Below are 21207 nucleotides of genomic sequence, written 5' to 3'. Positions count from 1 at the left end.
CCGAAACCGCGAGGCCCGCCCTTTCGCGGACGGGCCTCGCGTACACCGGCCGGGTCTCAGCCCAGGACCTGCGCCGCCGTCGGCGAGGAGTCCTTCAGGAACTGGGAGCAGCGCTCGTACTCCTCCTGCTCGCCGATCGCCTGCGCGGCGCGGGCGAGGGCGTGCAGGGCACGCAGGAAGCCGCGGTTCGGCTCGTGCTCCCACGGCACCGGGCCGTGGCCCTTCCAGCCGCTGCGGCGCAGCGCGTCCAGGCCGCGGTGGTAGCCCGTGCGGGCGTACGCGTAGGACTCCACGGCCGCGCCCCGCTCGAACGCCTCGTCGGCGAGCTGGGCCCAGGCGAGCGAGGAGGTGGGGTGCGCACCGGCGACGTCGACGGACGCGGCACCCGCCGCGAGCATTTCCCGCGGCCCGGGGTCGTCGGGGAGATGGGTCGGGGGCGGACCCCCGAGAAGGTTCTCGTGAATGGACATGCCTCAAGTCTGAGGCATGAACCGAACCGCGGGCAGCCGCCCAGGTGCGCAGCGCCCTGACCTCAGCACCGACGCCCAGCGGCTAGGACAACCGCTTCCGCACCGGCTCTCCCTCCAGCGGCGGTGCCATCACACCGCCGTGCCGCAGGCACTCCGGCCGCTTGCAGTCCGGCGGGGGTCTGCGGACCACCGCGGCCGCGATCACCGCGCCGGCCACCAGCGCCCCCGCACACCACCCCATGGCCTTGCCGAACGCCGCGTCGAAGGCCGCCGGCTCCCGGTACGCCTCCTCCCCCATGCCCGCCAGCAGCGGCAGCGCCGCGACCGCCATCAGGCCCGCCGCCCGGGCCGCCGCGTTGTTGATGCCGCTGGCCAGCCCGGCGCGCACCACGCTCACCGAGCCCAGCACGGTCGCCGTCAGCGGTGCCACCAGTGTGACCATGCCCAGCCCGAGCACCAGCAGCGCCGGCAGCACGTCGGCGAGGTAGGACGCCCCCGGCCCGACCCGCAGCATCAGCAGCATCCCGGCCGCGCACAGCAGCGGCCCCACGGTCAGCGGGATGCGCGGCCCGATGCGGTCGGCCAGCTCCCCGGAGCGCGCGGACAGCAGCAGCATCAGCACGGTCGTCGGCAGCAGGGCCGTACCGGCGGCGAGGGCCGAGTAGCCCACGACGACCTGGAGCTGGAGCGCGGCGAGGAAGAAGAACCCGCCGAGCGCCGCGTACACGCACAGCGTGACGAGGTTGACGGCCGTGAACTGCCGGGACGCGAAGATGTCCGGCGGCATCATCGGATCGGGCCTGCGCCGCTCGACGACGACGAACGCGACGGCCGCCGCCAGCCCGGCCACCGCCGACACCACCACGACCAGGCCGCCCTCACCGGCCTCGATCAGCGCGTACGTCACCAGCGCGAGCGACAGCGCCCCCAGCACGGCCCCGAGCACGTCGAACCGCCCGTGTGCCGAACCGTCCCCCGACTCGGGGACGTGCCGCAGCGCGACCGGCACGCACACCAGGGCCACCGGCACGTTCAGCAGGAACACCCACCGCCAGCCCGGCCCGTCCACCAGCCAGCCGCCGACGAACGGCCCGACCGCCGCCCCGATCCCGCCGAACCCGGACCACAGGCCGACGGCCCGCCCCCGGTCGTCGGGGTGGAAGGACGCCTGGATCAGCGCCAGCGACCCCGGGGTGAGGAGCGCGCCGCCCACCCCCTGCAGGGCCCGCGCGGCGATCAGCACGCCCGCGTTCGGCGCGATCCCGCACAGCAGCGACGCCAGCGCGAACCACACCACGCCGACGACGAACACCTTGCGCCGCCCGAACCGGTCCCCCAGCGCCCCGCCGAGCAGGATCAGCCCGGCCAGCGTGACCATGTACGCGTTGACCGTCCACTGCAGGGCGGACAGGCTCGCGTCGAGGTCGCGCCCGATGCGCGGCAGCGCGACGTTGACGACGGTCGAGTCCAGCATCGCCATGCTGGAGCCGAGGACGGTGGTGAGCAGGACCCACTTGCCCTGCGGGGAGGCCAACCGGACATCGGGCATGCAGGGAGCATACGGAAGAGCCCGGCACCTCAGGAGGTGCCGGGCTCCGACGTGTGCGAGCGGACCGGAACTACTTGATCTTCGTGCCGGTCGAGCGCAGGTTGCCGCAGGCCTCGACGACGCGCGCGGACATGGAGGCCTCGGCCAGCTTGCCCCAGGTGCGCGGGTCGTAGGTCTTCTTGTTGCCGACCTCGCCGTCGACCTTCAGGACACCGTCGTAGTTGCGGAACATGTGGTCCGCGACCGGGCGCGTGAACGCGTACTGGGTGTCGGTGTCGATGTTCATCTTCACGACGCCGTTCTCCAGCGCGGTGCGGATCTCCGCCTCCGTGGAGCCGGAGCCGCCGTGGAAGACGAAGTCGAACGGGGAGCCCTTGCCGAACTTGGCGGCGACGCCCTCGTTCAGCTCCTTCAGCAGCTCGGGGCGCAGGACGACGTTGCCCGGCTTGTACACGCCGTGCACGTTGCCGAAGGACGCGGCGAGCAGGTAGCGGCCCTTCTCACCGAGGCCGAGGGCCTCGGCGGTGCGGATCGCGTCGTCGACCGTGGTGTAGAGGGAGTCGTTGATCTCGTGGGTGACGCCGTCCTCCTCGCCACCGGTCGGGGTGATCTCCACCTCGAGGATGATCTTCGCGGCGCGGGCCTGCTCCAGCAGCTCCTGCGCGATGGAGAGGTTGTCGGCGAGGGTCTCGGCGGAGCCGTCCCACATGTGCGACTGGAACAGCGGGTTCAGACCGGCCTCGACGCGCTTCTGGGAGAGCGCCAGGAGCGGGCGTACGTACCCGTCGAGCTTGTCCTTGGGGCAGTGGTCGGTGTGCAGCGCGATGTTCACCGGGTACTTCTCGGCGACGATGTGCGCGAACTCGGCCAGGGCGACCGCACCGGTCACCATGTCCTTGCTGTACTGACCGCCCAGGAACTCGGCACCACCCGTGGAGATCTGGACGATGCCGTCGCTCTCCGCCTCAGCGAAACCGCGCAGGGCCGCGTGCAGGGTCTGGGTGGAGGTCACGTTGATGGCCGGGTAGGCGAACTTTCCTGCCTTCGCCCGGTCCAGCATCTCGTTGTAGACCTCGGGAGTTGCGATGGGCATGCGTCCGCTCCTTGTATCTGCGGGTTGACGTACTGCTGTGTCTAACGGCCCTGACCTAGACCTTGGGGTGCGACGTCATCGTCGGCCCCATCTTTCCAGACTTGGCCGGAAGGTCCAGGCCACCGTCCACGCCCTGGTCAGTACCCGGTCAGTCCAGGCCCAGCTCGTCCTTGGAGAAGGCGAAGAGGTACGGCACCCCGGCCCCCTCCTGGATCTTCTCGGCGGCGCCGGTCGCCCGGTCGACGATGGTCGCGACGGCGACGACCTCGGCCCCGGCCTCGCGCACGGCCTCGACGGCGGTCAGCGGGGAGCCGCCGGTGGTGGAGGTGTCCTCGACGACCAGCACGCGGCGGCCCGCGATGTCCGGACCCTCGACGCGCCGCTGCAGACCGTGCGCCTTGGCGGCCTTGCGCACGACGAAGGCGTCCAGGCGCTTCCCGCGCGCGGCGGCCGCGTGCAGCATGGCGGCGGCGACCGGGTCGGCGCCCATGGTGAGCCCGCCGACCGCGTCGAAGTCCAGCTCGGCGGTCAGGTCCAGCAGCACCTGGCCGACCAGCGGGGCGGCCTCGCCGTCGAGCGTGACGCGCCTCAGGTCGACGTAGTAGTCGGCCTCGAGACCCGACGACAGGGTCACCTTGCCGTGCACCACGGCCTTGTCCTTGATCTGCTGCAGCAGCGCGCCGCGTGTGTCCGTCATGCCGCCCAGCTTAGATGCGGCGCCAGCTCCAGGTCGTCGAGGCCTCCAGCGGCTCCAGGGGTGTGACCAGGTGCGGCAGGGTGTTGAGGCCGTTGGGCGGGCCGGTCTGCGGCTCCACACACACGGCCTCCCGCTGCTCGTCGTAGACGACGACCCACTCCTCGCCGCTGGTCACCTTCAGCTCCAGCTGCCCGGGCCAGGTCAGGGTCGCCTCGACGCCGCCGGGCATGCCGAAGCAGTCGTCCCAGGGGCCGGGCTTCGGGTCGAGGCGGTTGCCGGTGGGCAGGTGGTCGTCGCCGCGCTCCTCCTGCCAGGCGGGGTCGAAGTCGAGGGTGACGTCCTGGCCGCCGAGGTTCCGGTTGAACCAGGGGTGCCAGCCGATCTGCGCCGGGAAGGACGAGTCGTACGTCTCGACGGACATGGTGAGCGTCAGCGCGTCCTCGGCGAGGGCGATGATCTGGGTGACGCGACCCGGGTAGGGCCAGGGGTCGACCAGCTCGCAGGTGAGGACGGCCTCGTCCGCGCTGGTCCGGGCGGTGCGCCAGACACGGTCGCGGACGGTGCCGTGGATGGCGTGGGGCGGGGCGTTCAGCGGCAGCTGCCGCACCTCGGCGCCGTCCAGGAACCGTCCGTCCCGGGTCCGGCCGCACCAGGGCACCATCGGGAAGCAGCCGAAGCGCTCGCCCTGGCGCAGCAGTTCGACGCCACCGATCCGCAGTCCTCCGACCCGGCCGCCGTTGCCCGGCTGCACGGTCACCTCCGCGTCACCCGCGGTCAGCGTGATGTCTTCGTCACTCACGGGACGACCCTACTGCGGTGATCAAGAGGGCCTCACCGGTCGCGCGCCGCTTCGGCCACGTGTGCCCGGGGCGGGACGGTCCGGGGCGGGACGGTCCGGGGCGGGACGGTCCGGGGCGGTCCGGGGCGGGGCGGTCCGGTCCGGGGCGGTCCGGCCGCCGCGTGGGTCAGCGGCGTCTGCGCAGGGCCCGGACCGCCACGATGGCCGACGCCAGGGCCAGGGCCGCCGCGGGGGCCGCCCAGCGCAGCGGGGCCGGGGCCGTCACGGTCTGGGGCGCGGGCACGGGGGCGTACCGGCCGCGCGGCGGAGCGTGGTCGACCTCCTCGGCGCTGCGTCCGATCATGGTCCGTCGCGCGTGCGCCGCCTCGGCGATGTCGTCGTCCTCGTCGATGTCGTCTTCCTCGTGGTCCACGGGCCCCGGAGAGGGGGGCGGGGCGTCGGCGCCGAAGCCGGGGGGACGCTCGGGCGCCGGCGGGTGCTCGGTGAGCCCGGGGTCGGAGGGACGCTCGGGGGCCGGGGGGTCCTCGGTGGGACCCGGATCCGAGGGTGCCTCCGCGCTCCCCTCGGCCCGGGGCTCGGGCGGGGGCGGTGGTGCCTCGTCGTCCGCGCCGGGCGTCGTCTCGTGGTCCGTCGTCGCGCGCGGTTCGAAGTCCTGCGTGGCGGGGGGTGTGGTGGTCTCCGGCGCCGCTGCGGCCAGGTGCTCCGCGAAACGGTTCAGCAGCCGGGTGACCGCCCCCTCCACCGCGTCCGCCGGGAGGTCCTTGATCCGTCCGTCCGCGGTGGCCGTGCCCTCGTACACGACGGTGCAGCCGTCCTGCGCCGCGCGCAGGGCGATCCGCAGGGCGAGCTTGACCGAGCCGCTGCCGCGCGACTCCTCCGCCTCGCCCTCGACGGCGTAAGCGCCCTCGCGCCGGGACACCCGCAGGGCACCCCGGTAGGTGACCGAATGGCTGCCGACCCGGATCTTCAGCCGCCCGGTGACGGGCTCGGCGCCGGCGTCCTGCTGGAGCCCGGGAACGGCCCGGGCGACCCTCGCGGGGTCGTCCAGCACCTCCCTCAGCCGCTCGGCCGGAACCGGAACGAACACCTCGTGCTCCATGTCGACGGACTCTACCCAGCACAGCCCGGAACGCACCCCCGGCTGAGGGATTCACCCCCCGATCCACACCCACCAGGCGTATCCTCCCGGCCCGGCCCACCGGACGGATCCCGCGAGGCCGGCCCACCGGACGGATCCCGCGAGGCCGGCCCGGCGGACGGATCCCGCGAGGACAGCCCGGCGGGCACGGCCCCGCTAGGAGATCCCGCGAGGCCGGCCCGGCCGACACTGCCCAGCCCAGCCCAGCCCCTCAGTAGCGCGGATGCACCAGCGTCGACGGCGGCAACCCCGCGATCCGCGTCCTGCGCGCCGCCCGCTCCCCCGCGGCCAGGGACGCCTGGGTGAGGACACGGGGCCGTGGGCCGTCCGGGTCGATCCGCAGCCGCGGGTCCGTGCGGGCGGCCAGGACGAAACCCCAGTCGCGGGGCGCCCGGGAGCGGTCGGCGGGGGTGCGGTCGGGCCCGGCGGCGAAACCGGTGCGGCGGCCGCCCGTGCCGTACGGGGCGGTGCGGAAACCGGCCGCGCGCAGGGTCGCCTCCACCGTCCAGTACACCCGGGGCCCGGCCGCGACCGGCCCGGCGTGCACCACGAGCCGCCCGCCGGGGGCCAGCACCCGCCGCGCGAGGCCGTAGAACTCCTGCGAGTACAGCTTCGTGCTCGCCGTCATCCCCGGGTCCGGCAGGTCCGACACGACCACGTCGTACGTCGCCGGAGTCGCTCCGCGCAGCCAGCCGAAGGCGTCCTCGGTCGTCACGTGCACCCGCGGGTCGCCGAACGCGTGCCGGTTGAGCGCGGACAGGGCGGGGTCGGTGCGGGCCAGCCGGATCACCTCGGCGTCGAGTTCGACGACGTCGACCCGGTCCACTCCGGGATGGTGCAGCACCTCGCGGGCGGCCATCCCGTCCCCGCCGCCGAGAATGAGCACGCGCCCGTGCGGCCCGCTCATCGCGGGGTGGACGAGGGCCTCGTGGTAGCGCAGCTCGTCCCGTCCGCTGACCCGCAGCCGGCCGTCGAGGAACAGGTCGAGGGGCCGCCCGCGCGTGCCGCCGGTGAGGACGACCTCCTGCACCTCGGTCCGGAGCGCCACCCGGACGTCGTCGCCGTAGACAGCCTGCCGCGCGGCCCGTTCGAAGTCGTCGACGAGGACGGCGGCCGAGGCGAGGACCGCGAGGACGAGGACGTTGCCGACCAGCAGCAGCCAGCGGGCGCGCCGGGTCAGGTCCCGGCGGAACAGGCCGAGCACCAGCGCCCCGCCGACGACCGCGTTGACCGCGCCGGTGAGCAGCGCGCCGGTCAGCTGCCCGAGGAACGGCAGAAGGAGGAAGGGGAAGGCGAGACCGCCGACGAGGGCGCCGACGTAGTCGGCTGCGGACAGGTCGGCGACCGCGCCGCCCGCGTCCTGGCGGCGGATCCGCTGGATCAGCTCCATCAGCAGCGGGACCTCGGCTCCGATGAGCAGCCCGGTGGCCAGGGAGAAGGCGACCAGCAGGCAGCGCGGGCCGTTGGCCCACATCCCGCCCCAGTCGCCGGTCCAGGCGAACACCGCGTACAGGGCCATCGCGCTGCACCCGCCGACGAGCGCGAGGGCGGCCTCGACGGCACCGAAGCCGGCCGCGGCGAGCGGGCGCAGCCGTTTCGCGGCGAGGGAGCCGATGCCCATGGCGAACACCATGACGGACAGCACGACGGACGCCTGGGTGACGGAGTCGCCCATCAGGTACGAGGCGAGCGCGACGAGTTCCAGTTCGTACACGAGTCCGCAGGCCGCGCAGACGAACACGCCCGCGAGGACCAGGAACCGTCCGGTGCCGGGCCGCACGGGCAGCCGCGCCGGGCCGGTGGGGCCGCCCGCGGCGCTCCGGGGCGGCGGGCAACCGGGCGGGGCGGGCGCGTGCGACTCGATCACGCTGCGACGTTACGTCACGCCTCGACTGCGGTTCGTCACCCACACGTGTGGTGCTGGTTTACCGGGCCCGGACACCGGTACGAGATCGGGTTCACCGCATGCGGCTCCGCGGGCCGGGCGGCGGTGGACAGCCAGGTGGGCAGCGGGGGCGGGCGGCCGGGGTGGACAGCCGGTGGGCGGCCGGGGCGCCGAAGTCGCCGTCGAGCCGGGTCAGTCGACGAGCACCGCCGCCGGCACGCGCACGCCCACTCTCGTGCGGGTCGCCACCAACTGCCCGTCCTGCGGGTAGGCGTGCCAGGTCCGCCAGTGCACCTGGCCCTCGTGGTACTGGGCGAGCAGGGCCGTGAAGGCGTACGGACTGCCGGGGAAGACACCGGCGAGGCCGTGCGGGTGGTCGGCGACGAGGGCCAGCAACTCCTGGGCGCGGCCCGCGAAGGAGCCGGGCGAGAGGACCTCGACACGGGCCGCGAACTCGTACTCCCAGTCGTCCACCCGCTTGGCGACGCCGAGCGGAAGCGGGGTGCTGCTGCCCGCGATGCACGCCACCGTCTCCGAGCAGATGCCCCGCTCCTCCTCCAGCAGGACCTGGTGGGACGCGCCGAGGAGCCGCAACTGCAGTTTGGTGTCCGCCAGTTCGAGGTCGAGCGCGGCCAGTGCGGGGAGCGGCTCGCGCCCCAGGGCCCACGCGAGATCGGCCGCGCGCGTGTCGGTGTAGGAGGTGTTCAGGGTCGTGAGCATGGATCGGCTCCGCAAGCACACAAGGAGAGGGAGTGGGGCCGCTGCGCCCCGGTGGCACGGCACCGGGGGATGTCGGCCCGGGTCAGCCCGGTCGGCCGGTTACAGGAAGGTGTCCGCAGATCGTCCGAGGGGGCTGCGTCGGTGACTTAGAGGGAATCATGAACGGTGACGCCGCCACAGCGTTTTTACCCAAGTTCGTAGGGTTTCCATCCCTCAGAGGGCTCCACAGCTCAATTGTTCAACCACGGCGTGCGCCGGTGCCGGGGAGGCGTGCGCCGGTGCGCCGTGGCTCACGCCCGCAGCCGGGACGCAGGGGGCGTCCGGGATTCCGGCGAGATCCTGAAATGGCCGTCGAGGGCGCGCAGTTGTCCGAGGCACACCATGCCGGGTGCGAGTTGTCCTACAGACACGGGACGTTGCGGACGCCCGCCCGAAGCCGCCCGACAGACATTCGACGGGTCGTCCGTCCGGGACGACTGGCCACTGGCCCCCTGGCCCCCCTGACCCCCTGGCCCACCGACCACTGCTCCCATGGCCTCCTGCCCGGCCGGCCCGCTGCCCGCCGGCCTCCTTGCCCCTTGCCCCTTGCCCCTTGCCCCTTGCGACACGGCAACGCGGGGGCCGCCCCAGGTGCGGACCCCGCGTTCGGTGGATTGCGGCTCCCCCGTCGTGAGGACGGCCGACGTCAGTCAGCTGCCTCCGCCGCCGCAGCCACCGCCACCACCCCCGCAGGACGACCCGCCCCCGCAGGACGAGCCGCCGCCGCAGGAGTGGCCCCCGTGGTGTCCGCCATGGTGTCCGCCGCCGGACGAGCCGGAGTCTCCCCCGCCCGCCCACCAGCTGCCGCCGGCGCTGCTGCTGCTCGAACCGGTGGACGCCCACCCGCCACGACGCGTCGCCCCCCGGGAACCGCCCCCACGGGCCTTGGAGACCAGCGCCCCGACCAGGACGACTGCGACCACTACCAGGATGATGCCGACGATCATGGCGTCACCCTCCTTCCATGTCCCCCGAAGCGGCCCCCCGTGGGCGCCTCGCTCTTGCGTGAAGCGGTGATGCCCTTCCCGCTCACGGCCCAACACAGAGTTGAGGAACTCCAGAGCTTCGGCGCAGGATGACCGGCATGACCTCCAGCGCGCGCCCCCTCCTGAACCGCCGGCTCGCCGAGTTCGGGACGACGATCTTCGCCGAGATGTCCGCCCTCGCCCTGAGCACCGGTGCCATCAACCTCGGGCAGGGCTTCCCCGACACCGACGGCCCCGAGGAGATCCGGGAGGCCGCCGTGCGGGCCCTGCGGGACGGCCGCGGCAACCAGTACCCGCCGGGTCCCGGCGTCCCCGAGCTGCGTACCGCGGTCACCGCCCACCAGCAGCGCCGCTACGGCCTGGCCTGGGACCCCGACACGGAGGTCCTGGTCACCGCCGGTGCCACCGAGGCCATCGCCGCCGCCCTGCTGGCCCTGGTGGAGCCCGGCGACGAGGTGATCGCCTTCGAGCCGTACTACGACTCCTACGCCGCGTGCATCGCGATGGCCGGTGGGCGCCGGGTGCCGGTCACCCTGCGGGCGCACGAGGACGAGGGCCGGTTCCGTCTCGACCTCGACGAGCTGCGCGACGCCGTCACCGACCGCACCCGGCTGCTGCTGATCAACACCCCGCACAACCCGACCGGCACGGTCCTCACCCGCGAGGAGCTCGCCGCGATCGCCGAGCTGGCGGTGGAGCGCGACCTGCTGGTGGTGACGGACGAGGTCTACGAGCACCTGGTCTTCGACGACGCCGAGCACGTGCCGCTGGCGACGTTCCCGGGGATGCGCGAGCGTACCGTCACCATTTCGAGCAGCGGGAAGACGTTCTCGTTCACCGGCTGGAAGGTCGGCTGGGTCAAGGCTGTTTCGCCTACCTATTGGATGCTGGCCGCGTGAGTACCCGGTCGGGCATCGGCGAGGATTGCCCCGGAGAACCGACGAACACCCGAGTAAGAACGGTGGAGACATGAACGGCAGGCCGCTGCTGAACCGCAGGCTGGACGGACTCGGGACGACGATCTTCGCGGAGATGTCGGCACTGGCGACCGCGACGGGCTCGATCAACCTGGGCCAGGGCTTCCCGGACACCGACGGCCCCGAGGAGATCCGCGAGGCCGCCGTCCGCGCCCTGCGGGAGGGCAAGGGCAACCAGTACCCGCCCGGCCCAGGCATCCCGGAACTGCGCGCCGCGATCTCCGACCACCAGCAGCGCTTCTACGACCTCGCCTTCGACCCCGACACCGAGGTCCTGGTCACCGCCGGCGCCACCGAGGCCATCGCCGCCACCATGCTGGCGCTGCTGGAGCCGGACGACGAGGTCATCGCCTTCGAGCCCTTCTACGACTCCTACGCGGCCTGCATCGCGATGGCCGGCGCGAAGCGCGTACCGCTCACTCTCCGGGCCCCGTCCTTCCGCCCAGACCTGGACGAGCTGCGCGCCAAGATCACCCCGCGGACCCGCCTCCTTCTCCTCAACACCCCGCACAACCCGACCGGGATGGTCCTCACCGCCGACGAACAGAGCGCCATCGCCGCACTCGCCATCGAGCACAACCTGCTCGTCGTCACCGACGAGGTGTACGAGCACCTGGTCTTCGAGGGTACGCACCGCCCTATCGCGGCCCTGCCCGGCATGCGCGAGCGCACGGTCACTATCGGCTCGGCCGGCAAGACCTTCTCCTTCACTGGATGGAAGGTTGGCTGGGTCACGGCGAACAGCGCGCTCGTCTCCGCCGTCCGGACAGCCAAGCAGTACCTGACGTACGTCAGCGCGGGCCCGTTCCAGTACGCGATCGCCGCGGCGCTGCGCCTGCCAGACTCGTACTTCGAGAGCTTCCGCGCCGACCTCCGCCGCAAGCGCGACCTGCTCGGCGACGGGCTGCGCGCGGCCGGGTTCGAGGTCTACCAGCCCCAGGGCACGTACTTCATCACCACCGACATCACGCCCTTCGGCGAGAAAGACGCCTACGCCTTCTGCCGCGCCCTCCCCGAGCGCTGCGGCGTCGTCGCCATCCCCAACTCCGTGTTCTACGACGACCCGGACGCCGGACGCAGCCAGGTTCGGTTCACCTTCTGCAAGAAGGACGACGTTCTCCAGGAAGCCGCCGACCGCCTGCAACGCTTGCCGTCCTGAACTCACGCCCGCTTCGTCCCGAATGAGGTTCGGGCGTGATCATCACCGGCTGGTTTGCTGTTTTGCCTGGTCAGGGCGTTGGGGTGCGGTGGTCTCAGGTGGTCCTGAAGGGGTTTGGGGAGCGGGTTGGCTCCCAGATGGCTCCCAGCGGGACCTCAGCCAACGGCCGCTGAGTCCGCGTTTCGCGCCGTGTCCGCGGAGGCCGACGAGGCGAGCAGGCTTACGGATCTACGTGTCACAGAGGGTGATGCTCCTGGGCGGCTGATCGCCGGACCGGTCAGGGCAGCCCAGTCCTACCTGGAGACTGGCAGACTGCGATCGTGATACGCGAACCAGCAGAACTGCAGATCGATGACGACGGCCGTGTGTCCCTGCCGCTGGGACTCCTCGCGGAGGCTGGCCTGGATGCAGGCGGCCGGATCCTGGCGTTCAGCGACGGCGACGGGCGCATTGTGCTGCAGCGAGAGGCAGACGCCTTCAAGGCACTGCTGCAGGACGGGACTCTGTGAGTGGAGATCCCGCCGCCGCTAGGCCACTCCCGTCGCAGCGGTCGGGAATCGTCGGCGTGCGACCGGGTAGCGTCGGTGAGTGCGAGGCTTGCGGCTGCCCGTCCGCACCATGGGGAAGTGCCGAGAATAGAGCTGGAGGGATAGGAATGGGTCCTCGCCAGGCGGGACGACCCGGAGGAAGCTGTCCCTAAGCTGCTGGAGATATGAGCGAGCAAGGACTACCAGAAGCGCCGGCCGATCAGTGGACACCACCGGAGGGGTCGTGGGCGTCGTCGGCCGCGAGCCGGCGGAGCATGCTTGGCAACCGGAATCGCGATACCGCGCCCGAGCTGCTCCTCCGCTCGCTTGTCCACGCCGCTGGACTGCGCTACCGGGTGGCTGCAAAGCCGCTCCCGAAGACGCGCCGCACGGCCGACATAGTCTTCCGCCCGGTGAAAGTCGCAGTCTTCATCGACGGCTGCTTCTGGCACGGCTGCCCGGAGCACTTCGTGATGCCGAAGACGAACCGGCCGTACTGGGAAGAAAAGATCGGCCGGAACATCCAGCGCGACCGAGACACAGACAACCGCCTCGCGGAGGCAGGCTGGCTGGTGCTCCGCTTCTGGGAACACCTCGAACCAGAGGCGTGTGCCGCGACTGTCATTGAGGCAGTGGCCGCCCGGCGGCAGGAGGTCCAAGCCTCGAAGCATCCGAGGAATACCTCCTGACCGTCGCTTCGCTGGCGGTAGCGGCCATCTGATCTTCGCCGGGTTCAGCGAGAAGAGCTCGTGCCGCTGGTGGCCTTCTTGGCCCCCTGCGAGATGGAGTTGATCAAGCAAGGCGGGGCCTGGTCAGCTTCCGTCGTAGGCCACCTGCAGTCGTATGGTGCCCTTGGCCGTGTGCAGGAAGGCGTCGCCCTGTCCGGCCAGAGCTTCGGCTCCGGTCTCGTCCAGAATGATGCGGCTGTCGGTCGCCGTCTTGACCCGCAGGGCGAGTTGGGCAGGGAAGTTTGAGCGGATAGTCGTCGAGATAACGTCCGCACTCGGTCGCTGTGTGGCTGCGATGACGTGGATGCCCGCAGCGCGGGCCTTCTGCGTCAGGCGCTTGAGCAACGCTTCGATTTGCTTCTTATCTTCGGGATCGCTGGTGAGGTCGGCGTACTCGTCCAGGACGATGACGATCCAGGGCTTTCGGTCTGCTTTGTCGACCTTGGCGTTGTACTCGACGAGCTTGCGTGTGCGGATCGCCTTCATGTCCTTGTAGCGCACGGCCATCTCGTCGACGGTTTCCTCAAGGATCTCGATGGCGTCGGCGGCGTCCATACCGATCATGCCGTCAAGGTGAGGGTCGTCCTCGAAGTCGACAAGCTCGGTGCCCTTGGGATCGACGAGGCGGAGTCGCAGGGTGCTCTTGTCGTACCGGACCAGGCCCTTGAGGATCGTGTCCAGGGCGACGGACTTTCCTGATCCAGTAGTGCCGGCCACCAGCAAGTGCGGGGAGTCTGCGGAGGACAGGTCAATGGTGACGGGGTTGCCTTCGATGTCGGTGCCCAGCGGGGCGATAAGGCTCTCAGGATCGGCCGGGCATCGCTGCCACAGCGCCTTGGCGTCGACCCCGTACTTCTCGTCGTCGATCTTGGGGATCTCGAAGAGCACGGAGCCGCGGTCGCTACGGGTGCGAATGCTGAACCCGGAGGGCAATGCCAGGGCCAGGAAAATCTCGTCGCGTCGGTTGGTCAGCTTATCCACGGTGACGCCAGGACTGGGGATGAACCGGAAGATGTAGAAGCCGGGTCCTTCCTGCCACTTGCCGACTTCCGGAGCGGTGACCGCGACCTTGTGGCGGGCGAAGACGTCAACGACCTTGTTGTATCGAAGCCTCAGCTCCTCGTCGGAGAGCCCACCGCGGTGAATCTTCAGGGGGACAGGATCTACCTCTGCGGCAGGGCGACGCCCAACTACCGGTTCCGGCAGGGATATTGGGGAGGCTACCCGGGCAACCTCGACAGGTGCCGTCGGTTCTTCCGGGGTAGGCAGTTCGACGGGAATACCCACTGAGGAGGTCTTGACGACATCGTCGGGGACCTGAACGGTCCCACTGAGGTGTCCGGAGACAACAAGGGGGTCGGCACTGGTGGGGTCCTGATTGGCGCGCAGAGCCTTGATGAGGTTCAGCAATTCCTGCTTGTGCAGCCTCACCAGGGTGTGCTTGCCGAGGCTTCCGACCGCGGGTGCCGGCTGGTCGTCCTCGGCTGAGATGGCCACGGCAACGCCGGTAACTTGACCGAGCTGGACATCCTCGGAGCGGAGGGCGTCAAGGACCTTCGCCTCGACCTGACGGTGGTCGTCATTACCGATCAAGGTGCGAGCTGGAAGGTCTGCGGCCTGCAGGGCGTTTCCACTGGTCTGGGCGATTGCGGCGGCAAGCTCGTCCAGCCAGAAGGGACGGTCGTGGCGAGCCTCGCCGTCCGAACGGAAGGCATCCTCACACAGGTCGGTGGTGCGGTTGAGCTGTTCCTCAGCCGAACCGACGTCGAAGGTCTGGCGAAACTTGGACTCAGCGACCAGGACATCCAGGCGAACTGTGCCGTCGTCCTGGATGGTCAGCACGAACCGGCCCAGATCGGCACGGGTTTTCTGTCCGCGACCGAACCAGCGGTGGTGCTCGTCGAAGCTGATCCAGGTGACCAGGCTCGTACCCTGTCGAGAGACGGGAAACTGCTGATCGATGACAAATCGCGTCGCGACCAGGCCCACGACTTCGTTGACCGTGGTGCCGATGCCGAGGGAGCGCAGCACGGCGCCAGGGGCCACGTTGCGGCCGACCTCGTAGATTCGCTTAGCGGTGCCTTCGGAGTCCTGCGGGGTGACGACGCCGATCTGCTCCAGGCGGCGCCGCAGTCGCTGGACGACGAACTGCCGACCGGTCTGCGAGCTGACGATGAGAGTGTAGGACTCGTTCTTGCCGACACTGGGCTTGACGAGGATGACGTCAGGGCGGTTGCGCAGGGCATCGATCTGCTCACGGCCGATGAAGCTGTCGAGGGTGACGACCCAATGGGCCACGCGATGCAAAGTGGCGAACAAGTTTTGGTGCTGGTCAAACTGCACCTGCATCTCGAAGTAGTCGATGCCGTCGACACTCTCCCGGGAGACCGGGGAACGGCGGTCGTAGCGCACGCACAAGGTTGACCAGGACTCAAGAGTCTCGTCGGCGGTCTCGGGCAACAGCGCTCGCACGACGTTCTCGCTGGTCTGAGCCAGGTTGTGTGAAGCTGGGTGCTTCCAAGGGTTGAAGGAGCCCGACAAGGACTCCTTCTTGGTGCTCTCCTTGATGCTGGTCTGGGTACCGAACAGTGCCGGAGCCAGGGCGAGGTCGATGGAGTCTTCTAGCCCTGACAGGTCTGCTTCCTGGTCGGGCTCCCATGCCTGCAGGATGAGTTGGACGTCGGGCAGGAAGCTGTCCTCGGACATCTCCGCACCGGAGAACTGCAGGTCGAAACCCTGGATGATCTCGTGATGGGTGGCCTGGGGAGCCAGCACAACCAGATCGACTTTCAGGCGAGGGTTCTTGGCACGCATCTGCTTGGCCACGCGCATCGGCAGGACAGGGTCGCCGTTGCGGTCCAGGAGCAGTACGCGTAGGCCGTCAAGCTTGTGGGGGTAGGTCGTCAGGTAGTCGGTGATGACGCGGACCATCTCGTCGATCGCGGTCTCGTCGACGCTGGAGAGCCAGTCCTTGGACTCGTTTCCGCCGTAGCGGACCGGCGCGTACTCCTCGTGCCCGGCCGATTCGCGCATCGGAATGGCGATCGTGCCGCCGGGCCCGACGAGGACCGCCGGTGTCCCATGTGGGGAGATTCGGTCGATGGCGTCGAAGAAGAGGTCCTCGTTTTCCTGGTTGAGGCTCAGACCTCCCTCCCTGTTCAGGGCGGTCTCGATGCTGCTGGCCGCCTCCGCGTAGTTCCTTGCCAGCCAGCGCAGCTTCAGCGGGTGGGTGGCCAGCATCATCATGCGGTGATCGGCCAGACCGACGACATCGGTCAGGACGACGGCTTCAAGGTCTGGGTTCGGAGCGTTGTCGGGAACCAGAGTGGTGCGAGCTTCGCGGAGTACGCCTTCCCACTCGCGTACGTAATCATTGATCTTCCCGGCGTCAAGCCCGTCGGAGAACCGCTCGAAGTGCTCCAGCTTGAGGCGCTCCAGCTGACCGGCGAAATGTGATGCGGGAACAGGCACCGGCTCGTCGGTCTGCCACTGCCGGGGGTCATTGAACTTCTCGAGGAAGGTGTCGAAGGTCAGATTGCTGGCATAGCCAGGGGGGTTTCGCCAGCCGTGGATCAGGCCCGCCAGTGCGATCTGCCCCGGGATGCCCAGGGGGTCCCAGCGAAAGCGTCGCTGGGTGGCGCCGTCCATCTCGACCAGGATGCGCAGCGGGGCCCACTCGGTGTTCGGGTCAAACGGCTCGTCCTCCTCCGGCAGGGGCGGCATGGTCAGGTCCAGCAGGCAGTCCTTGACCTCCAGGGTCAGACGAAGACCGGTGGAGTCCTGGACATCACGCAGGGTGCGTGCGTAAAGGAATGCGAACAGCCAACGGCTCCACCGCCCGGCTTCCTGGTTGCCTTCAAGCCCGACGACGACGGAGCCTTCCTCTTCATCGGAGAAGTAGGTCAGCTCGCGCAGCAGGGCACGCAGTGGGTCCTGGACGAACTGAGAGTCCGGGAAGGCAAGCTTCTCGACTTTGCGGCGCGAGCGTTTCGACAGCAGATCGGCCAACGGCTCGGCCCCACCGACGGGAGTCTCGTCAAGGAATCGCTGTGCGGCTTCCTGGTCTCCGCGGTCGAGCGCATCTTCGATCATCATGGCGTCGAACTCGTCGACCCGATCTGCGCCGGTCCTCTCGATCTCCTGCCGGACCTGCTGGCCTAGGCCAATTTTCTTGGACTTCTGCTCGAAGACTTCAAGCCAGAGGGTCAGGTCCTGCTCGCGGCGCAGCTGACGAGAATCCTGCGGGGTAGAGCCACTGCGATTGAGGTTGAGTACGAGGCTGCGCATACGCGTCTTGGCAGTCTCGGAGTCCGTGCCGATGTGGTCCAGGGACTCCTCGCTGAACTCGGTGGCGGTGATGCGGTCTATCAGGTCGTCCTCGGTGATCTCCTTGCCTGTGGGTTGCTTGAAGGCACTGACCGAGACGTTCTTCTTGATCCGGGCCGGCAGCGCGGCGGGCTTGATGAAGAGTCCTCGGTCCGGGAACAGGTCAAGAGTGGGCAGGGCAGCAGAGATCTCGGGGTAGACCACGTCAGGGGTGTGGACCTGAGTTGCTGCGACCTTCTGCGCGGTCTCGACAAGGAAGGCCGCCCAGCGGTGCAGGGACCGGGGCTCCTCATCGGTGATGGCACGCCAGATCTCCGGCAGAAAGGTGACCATCAGGGCCGGAACGGTGCCGCTGCCACCCGCCTCGCGCCATGCTTCTGCCATGAACCTGTCGAACCCGCGCTCGCCAGAGGCGTCGTGGTAGTCGCCCAGGATCGTGGCATCGTCGAGGGCGTTCATGGCCGCCAGCCCCTGTGCGTCCGGAGACTGCCCCCACTCGAAGAGCAAGACCGCCTTGCCCTGTCCCGAATTTCGCCACTTGGTCAGCTGGTCTTGCGGTTCCAGCAGGTATTCAACAGGTACGCCTTCGATTGGCTCTGAGGTGCCGACCTTGACGACAACCTGACGATCGGGCGACTCCGACAGCCTCTGGGCCGTGCGACGGAGAGCCTCGGCCACGGTCGGCCGGTCGAACCCGCTGACTCGCAGGACGGCACGGGCTCCATTGATCTCAGTGACCTTGCGGAGTGCTTCGTCGGCGACGAACCGACCGAGCGCTCGGATGCTGCTGTCGGTCACCGGGGCTCCCCTCGAACCATGCTGGTTGCATCTGAATATTGAGTGAGTAGACCGATAGCGGCCAGCTTCTCCCGGAACGCCTTGCCGTTGTGGTCAAGGACCGATGGGTCGACCTCATAGGCCAACGGGCTCGCAGCTGCGACCTTGTTCTCCGCTACGAGCCCGTACTTCTCGTACAGCAGCGCGCAGAACTGGTCGAACTCCATCTCCGTGCCCTGCGGGACGGTGGCAGATACCAAGCCCTCAAGCATCGGCGGCTTCATGGTGAAGTGCCGGCGCCCAACCGTCGCGTTCAGGGCTCCCACAGCAGCGAGGGTCTCGCTGAAGAACGCTCGAGGCGAGCCGACCGCGTTGCCGGCCTCCTTGGTGAATCTTTCGTACCGGCGCTTCCTGGCCTCGTCGCCTTCGGCTTCGAGTTCGTCGATCATTTCCCGAGCCTGGACGTTGATCGCGTTGACGATGTCATTGCGGAAGCCCGTGAGGTTCTTCTGCGACTCTCTGCGCAGCGGAGTTGCCTCGTTGCCGAAGTCCAGCAGGATCGACTCGCGATTGGTAGCACCGAGCTTCGTGCGTGCGAGGTGCAGCTGGTGGCGTGCCAAGCAGTAGGGGACCCAGTGCATGAGGCTCTCGGTGCGCTTGGCCCTGGGGACCGTCGCGATCCGAGAGACGATGTTGCGGGTCCCTTCCCTCAGCAGATCAGGCCACGGGCTTAGATCCTCGTGCAGCTTGATTCCTGCGTCTGAGCCCTCCACGGGCGCTTCGTCGTAGTCGAAGTCGTGCGCGCTGAGCGCCTTGGCAAGGTTGCCCAGCGGGGTGCCGCTGTCCTGCACGAGGTCGCGCAGGCCCTGTCGGGTCGCTTCCTTGCGGTCAGTATCAGGGTCGGTGCGTAGGACTTTGTAGGCCCAACTCCCACCATCGCGGAAGAGGTAGCGCTCGATACTCGGAGCGTTGATGCCGGCAGCGACCTTGCTGGCCTGCTTGCGCTTCTTGGCGCTCCTCTTGGGGGATGCGTCGATTTGCTTGATTCGTCGTTCGACTGCGTCGTAGTGGATGAGCTCACCAACGAACGGATAGATGTGCGCGCCGAACCAACTGGGCTGGCTACGACGTCCAGGGATCTCAACCAACAGGGACGAGAAGAGGGCGTGGAGCGTTTCCATCGTCTCGGGAGAGTCCAGCTCGACGGCCTTGCTGAGTTCCTCGTCGCCCTCGACGATGCGGGCCTTGGTCGCGATCCGCCGGGCCAGGTCGTGCGAGGTCCTCTTGTAAGCCGTGTCGGCTCCGTTGTCCAGGAGCCCTGGGAACTTCTCCGGGTCTTCCTGATGCGCCAGGTAGACGCCACGGGCGATCGCGAGCATCTCAAGCGGGACGTAGAAACCGCGGCCCTGCTGTTCGAGATTCACCCCGAAGAGGCGAAGGACAACCTCGGCCTTGGAACGATCAGCCATCACGCACGCACCGACCTGATCTTGTCGCCGACGTCGATCATGAGCTTCCTCATGACGTCGCCCACCAGCACCTGGATCTCGTCCTCCTTGTTCGACGAGTCAGCCAGCTCTGCCAGGGATCCACTCAGGCCGCGGATCTCCGCCTCGTGCTGGACCTCGCTACGCAGGCCCGCGGCCCACCGCGTCAGCAACTCGAAGCGCAGAAGGTCCGCCTCCACCGAGACTGCGTCCTGGTCAGGTGCGACGGCCGGGATGCGGATGTAGATGGCTCGGTTGAGCCACTCGACGGCGTTCTGCATCTCGGGGGCTGCGCCCGCGCCGGCTTCCCTTTGCCACTGGGTGACCTGGTCGACGACCTCGACCCCCTTGCTGGGCACTCGCCGGGAGATTACGGCCGCACGGGCGCGGTGGGTGAAGAAGGCGGGGTCAAGTATGAAGAAGTCAGGGTTGCTCCCCGCCCGGTGGATGCCCTGGACGGCCTCCAGGCCCTTGAGGAAGCGGTCCCGCACCCTGGTGTCTGCCGGGTCCCGGTTCTCGTCCTGGACACGGACGAAGTCGTCGCCGGCCTGCAGTCCCATGCGGGCGAACCGGTCCGTATCGTCATCGCTGTTGAAGAAGTCAGCTCGTCGCAGGAACGTGTACAAGCCCCGCAACTGCTCGGCCTGCTTCTGGACGTCCCGATTCGTACGGACCTTCTGCAGGTAGCTACTGGCGTCCGCGGGAGGGAAGTCGCCAGCCGTTTCTGGGTCCAGTCGGTCGTCGACCTGACGACGGGAGACCTTGCCCGGGTCCAGCTTTCGTAGCGCGAAGAAGGCAGGAACCAGGTGGCGCTGTTGCTGGGTCAGCCGGTCCCCGAAGAGCGCCTGGTGGTACAAGTGGGGAGCCTGCCACAACTTGTTCGAGTGTGACCGCTGGTACTTGGCATGGACATTCTCGCAGGACAGGCCGCCGGTGAGCATGTAGCTGGTCACCGACAGCGCCTGACGGGTCGTGACTACGGCCCCAGTGCGCTCGGCCGCGGCGAACACGTCCCGGATTGCGTCCCGGCGCTGAGTTCCGCGGGCGGGATCGCTTAGCTCGTTGCGGTTGGCCAGGATTGGGCAGACCTTCCGTGCATCACAGGTCTCGCAGGGCTTCCAGCTCCTCCATTGGTTCGTCGTCCACTGCTTCAGGACCCAAGGGACGAGCCCGCCGTTGGGGTTGTCGGCGGCTACAGACTGGTAGTTGAGGTTGATAACAGTGACTGTGCCATCGGGGTCGGTGACCTGCCCCCGGACTATGCCTTCCGTGAGGGTCTTCACCAGAATCTTGGCGCGCCCGGTGCCGCCTTTGCCCAGGTTGTCATCCTCGGCGACGCACTTGCGCAGTTGGCCCTCGTTTGCGCAGATGATCGCGATGCCCTCGTCCGGAGGGTCAAGAAGTTCCACGAGCTTGTGAGCGCCCGCCTGCGGGCTGAGCTCGCTGAGATCGCTGAGGATGTACAGCGGGCGTCCGCTACGGGTCCGGCCGATAGAGCGGCGGGCATCTCCGGCCCCGGACAGCTCAAGGAATACTGCCTTCCGGACGTCTGGTGTGATCGGCTCGGCATTGACCCGCAGCTCGGCCAGAAGGCTGGCGCACAGGCTCGTCTTGCCATGCCCGGCGTCCCCGGTGAGGACGATGGTCTTCGTGGTTGGCCGTTCAATTGCGTCCAGCAGGTATTTCAGCGTCACGACGGGGAACAGCGACTGCGTCCAGTCTGCCTGCAGCTCGTAGATCATCTCAGAGGTGTCGGCGTCGAACGGCTGGTAACGACGTATCCGTTGGACGTGTTTGTTGACCTCTAGCGGCATGCTGCTGTCCTTCGTCGACCGGGCCGGGAGCGCTGC

General features: G+C 69.0%; 15 protein-coding genes and 1 pseudogene. 4 read left to right on the top strand and 12 right to left on the bottom strand.

What is annotated here, in order from left to right; all coding sequences use genetic code 11:
• Nucleotides 1-56: 56 nt before the first annotated feature.
• The 9 genes from ACFCXS_RS24430 to ACFCXS_RS24390 all read right to left on the bottom strand — a co-directional run bounded on the left by ACFCXS_RS24430 (nt 57) and on the right by ACFCXS_RS24390 (nt 9337).
• Complete coding sequence (locus ACFCXS_RS24430) at nt 57-470, bottom strand: DUF3151 domain-containing protein (RefSeq protein WP_376645451.1); 414 nt, start codon at nt 468-470, stop codon at nt 57-59.
• 82 nt (nt 471-552) lie between these two features.
• Nucleotides 553-2019 (bottom strand): MFS transporter, encoded by a 1467-nt coding sequence (locus ACFCXS_RS24425; RefSeq protein WP_376645450.1) that lies wholly within the window; start codon nt 2017-2019, stop codon nt 553-555.
• A gap of 70 nt (nt 2020-2089) precedes the next feature.
• Nucleotides 2090-3112, bottom strand: a complete 1023-nt coding sequence (fbaA, locus tag ACFCXS_RS24420) for a class II fructose-bisphosphate aldolase (RefSeq protein WP_097218402.1) — start codon at nt 3110-3112, stop codon at nt 2090-2092.
• A gap of 148 nt (nt 3113-3260) precedes the next feature.
• Nucleotides 3261-3809 carry an orotate phosphoribosyltransferase gene (pyrE, locus tag ACFCXS_RS24415; RefSeq protein WP_030245666.1) on the bottom strand — a complete coding sequence of 183 codons (549 nt, stop codon included), beginning with the start codon at nt 3807-3809 and terminating at the stop codon, nt 3261-3263.
• A 10-nt stretch (nt 3810-3819) separates the two neighbouring features.
• Complete coding sequence (locus tag ACFCXS_RS24410; RefSeq protein ID WP_376645449.1) at nt 3820-4608, bottom strand: aldose 1-epimerase; 789 nt, start codon at nt 4606-4608, stop codon at nt 3820-3822.
• 166 nt (nt 4609-4774) lie between these two features.
• Nucleotides 4775-5707 carry an SRPBCC family protein gene (locus ACFCXS_RS24405; RefSeq protein WP_376645448.1) on the bottom strand — a complete coding sequence of 311 codons (933 nt, stop codon included), beginning with the start codon at nt 5705-5707 and terminating at the stop codon, nt 4775-4777.
• A gap of 250 nt (nt 5708-5957) precedes the next feature.
• Entirely contained in the window at nt 5958-7613 is a 1656-nt protein-coding gene (locus ACFCXS_RS24400) for a polyamine aminopropyltransferase (RefSeq protein ID WP_376645447.1), read from the bottom strand.
• Between the two features lie 210 nt (nt 7614-7823).
• Nucleotides 7824-8351 (bottom strand): DUF2617 family protein, encoded by a 528-nt coding sequence (locus tag ACFCXS_RS24395; RefSeq protein ID WP_376645446.1) that lies wholly within the window; start codon nt 8349-8351, stop codon nt 7824-7826.
• Between the two features lie 689 nt (nt 8352-9040).
• A complete protein-coding gene (locus ACFCXS_RS24390) occupies nt 9041-9337 on the bottom strand; it encodes a hypothetical protein (RefSeq protein WP_376645445.1) in 297 nt (98 codons plus the stop codon).
• Nucleotides 9338-9465: 128 nt separating this feature from the next.
• On the opposite strand from ACFCXS_RS24390, the pseudogene ACFCXS_RS24385 reads away from it, so the two are divergent.
• The 4 genes and pseudogenes from ACFCXS_RS24385 to ACFCXS_RS24370 all read left to right on the top strand — a co-directional run.
• Nucleotides 9466-10242 (top strand): annotated as a pseudogene (locus ACFCXS_RS24385) (aminotransferase class I/II-fold pyridoxal phosphate-dependent enzyme); the annotation flags it as partial.
• Between the two features lie 103 nt (nt 10243-10345).
• Entirely contained in the window at nt 10346-11512 is a 1167-nt protein-coding gene (locus tag ACFCXS_RS24380; RefSeq protein WP_376645444.1) for a pyridoxal phosphate-dependent aminotransferase, read from the top strand.
• Between the two features lie 320 nt (nt 11513-11832).
• Nucleotides 11833-12021 (top strand): hypothetical protein, encoded by a 189-nt coding sequence (locus ACFCXS_RS24375; protein WP_125505105.1) that lies wholly within the window; start codon nt 11833-11835, stop codon nt 12019-12021.
• Nucleotides 12022-12224: 203 nt separating this feature from the next.
• Entirely contained in the window at nt 12225-12728 is a 504-nt protein-coding gene (locus tag ACFCXS_RS24370; RefSeq protein ID WP_376645443.1) for a very short patch repair endonuclease, read from the top strand.
• Between the two features lie 123 nt (nt 12729-12851).
• On the opposite strand, the gene ACFCXS_RS24365 is transcribed toward ACFCXS_RS24370, so the two are convergent.
• From ACFCXS_RS24365 to ACFCXS_RS24355, 3 genes are read right to left on the bottom strand one after another with little or no spacing between them, the layout of a single operon-like run.
• Nucleotides 12852-17891 carry an FtsK/SpoIIIE domain-containing protein gene (locus tag ACFCXS_RS24365; protein ID WP_376645442.1) on the bottom strand — a complete coding sequence of 1680 codons (5040 nt, stop codon included), beginning with the start codon at nt 17889-17891 and terminating at the stop codon, nt 12852-12854.
• Entirely contained in the window at nt 17888-19339 is a 1452-nt protein-coding gene (locus tag ACFCXS_RS24360) for a hypothetical protein (protein WP_376645441.1), read from the bottom strand. Before ACFCXS_RS24360 ends, ACFCXS_RS24365 begins: the two co-directional genes overlap by 4 nt.
• Nucleotides 19339-21171 (bottom strand): hypothetical protein, encoded by a 1833-nt coding sequence (locus tag ACFCXS_RS24355; protein WP_376645440.1) that lies wholly within the window; start codon nt 21169-21171, stop codon nt 19339-19341. Before ACFCXS_RS24355 ends, ACFCXS_RS24360 begins: the two co-directional genes overlap by 1 nt.
• Between the last annotated feature and the right edge of the window lie 36 nt (nt 21172-21207).

It is taken from the genome of Streptomyces sp. NPDC056373, assembly GCF_042262425.1.
Taxonomy (GTDB): domain Bacteria; phylum Actinomycetota; class Actinomycetes; order Streptomycetales; family Streptomycetaceae; genus Streptomyces.
The sequence above is the reverse complement of the archived record's forward strand: the minus strand, read 5'-3'. Positions and strand labels throughout refer to the sequence as shown.

Bases quoted from the DNA above. Each gene is read 5' to 3' on its own strand.
- ACFCXS_RS24430 (WP_376645451.1), bottom strand. From the start codon at position 470: ATGTCCATTCACGAGAACCTTCTCGGGGGTCCGCCCCCGACCCATCTC.
- ACFCXS_RS24425 (WP_376645450.1), bottom strand. From the start codon at position 2,019: ATGCCCGATGTCCGGTTGGCCTCCCCGCAGGGCAAGTGGGTCCTGCTC.
- fbaA (WP_097218402.1), bottom strand. From the start codon at position 3,112: ATGCCCATCGCAACTCCCGAGGTCTACAACGAGATGCTGGACCGGGCG.
- pyrE (WP_030245666.1), bottom strand. From the start codon at position 3,809: ATGACGGACACACGCGGCGCGCTGCTGCAGCAGATCAAGGACAAGGCC.
- ACFCXS_RS24405 (WP_376645448.1), bottom strand. From the start codon at position 5,707: ATGGAGCACGAGGTGTTCGTTCCGGTTCCGGCCGAGCGGCTGAGGGAG.
- ACFCXS_RS24395 (WP_376645446.1), bottom strand. From the start codon at position 8,351: ATGCTCACGACCCTGAACACCTCCTACACCGACACGCGCGCGGCCGAT.
- ACFCXS_RS24390 (WP_376645445.1), bottom strand. From the start codon at position 9,337: ATGATCGTCGGCATCATCCTGGTAGTGGTCGCAGTCGTCCTGGTCGGG.
- ACFCXS_RS24380 (WP_376645444.1), top strand. From the start codon at position 10,346: ATGAACGGCAGGCCGCTGCTGAACCGCAGGCTGGACGGACTCGGGACG.
- ACFCXS_RS24370 (WP_376645443.1), top strand. From the start codon at position 12,225: ATGAGCGAGCAAGGACTACCAGAAGCGCCGGCCGATCAGTGGACACCA.
- ACFCXS_RS24360 (WP_376645441.1), bottom strand. From the start codon at position 19,339: ATGGCTGATCGTTCCAAGGCCGAGGTTGTCCTTCGCCTCTTCGGGGTG.
- ACFCXS_RS24355 (WP_376645440.1), bottom strand. From the start codon at position 21,171: ATGCCGCTAGAGGTCAACAAACACGTCCAACGGATACGTCGTTACCAG.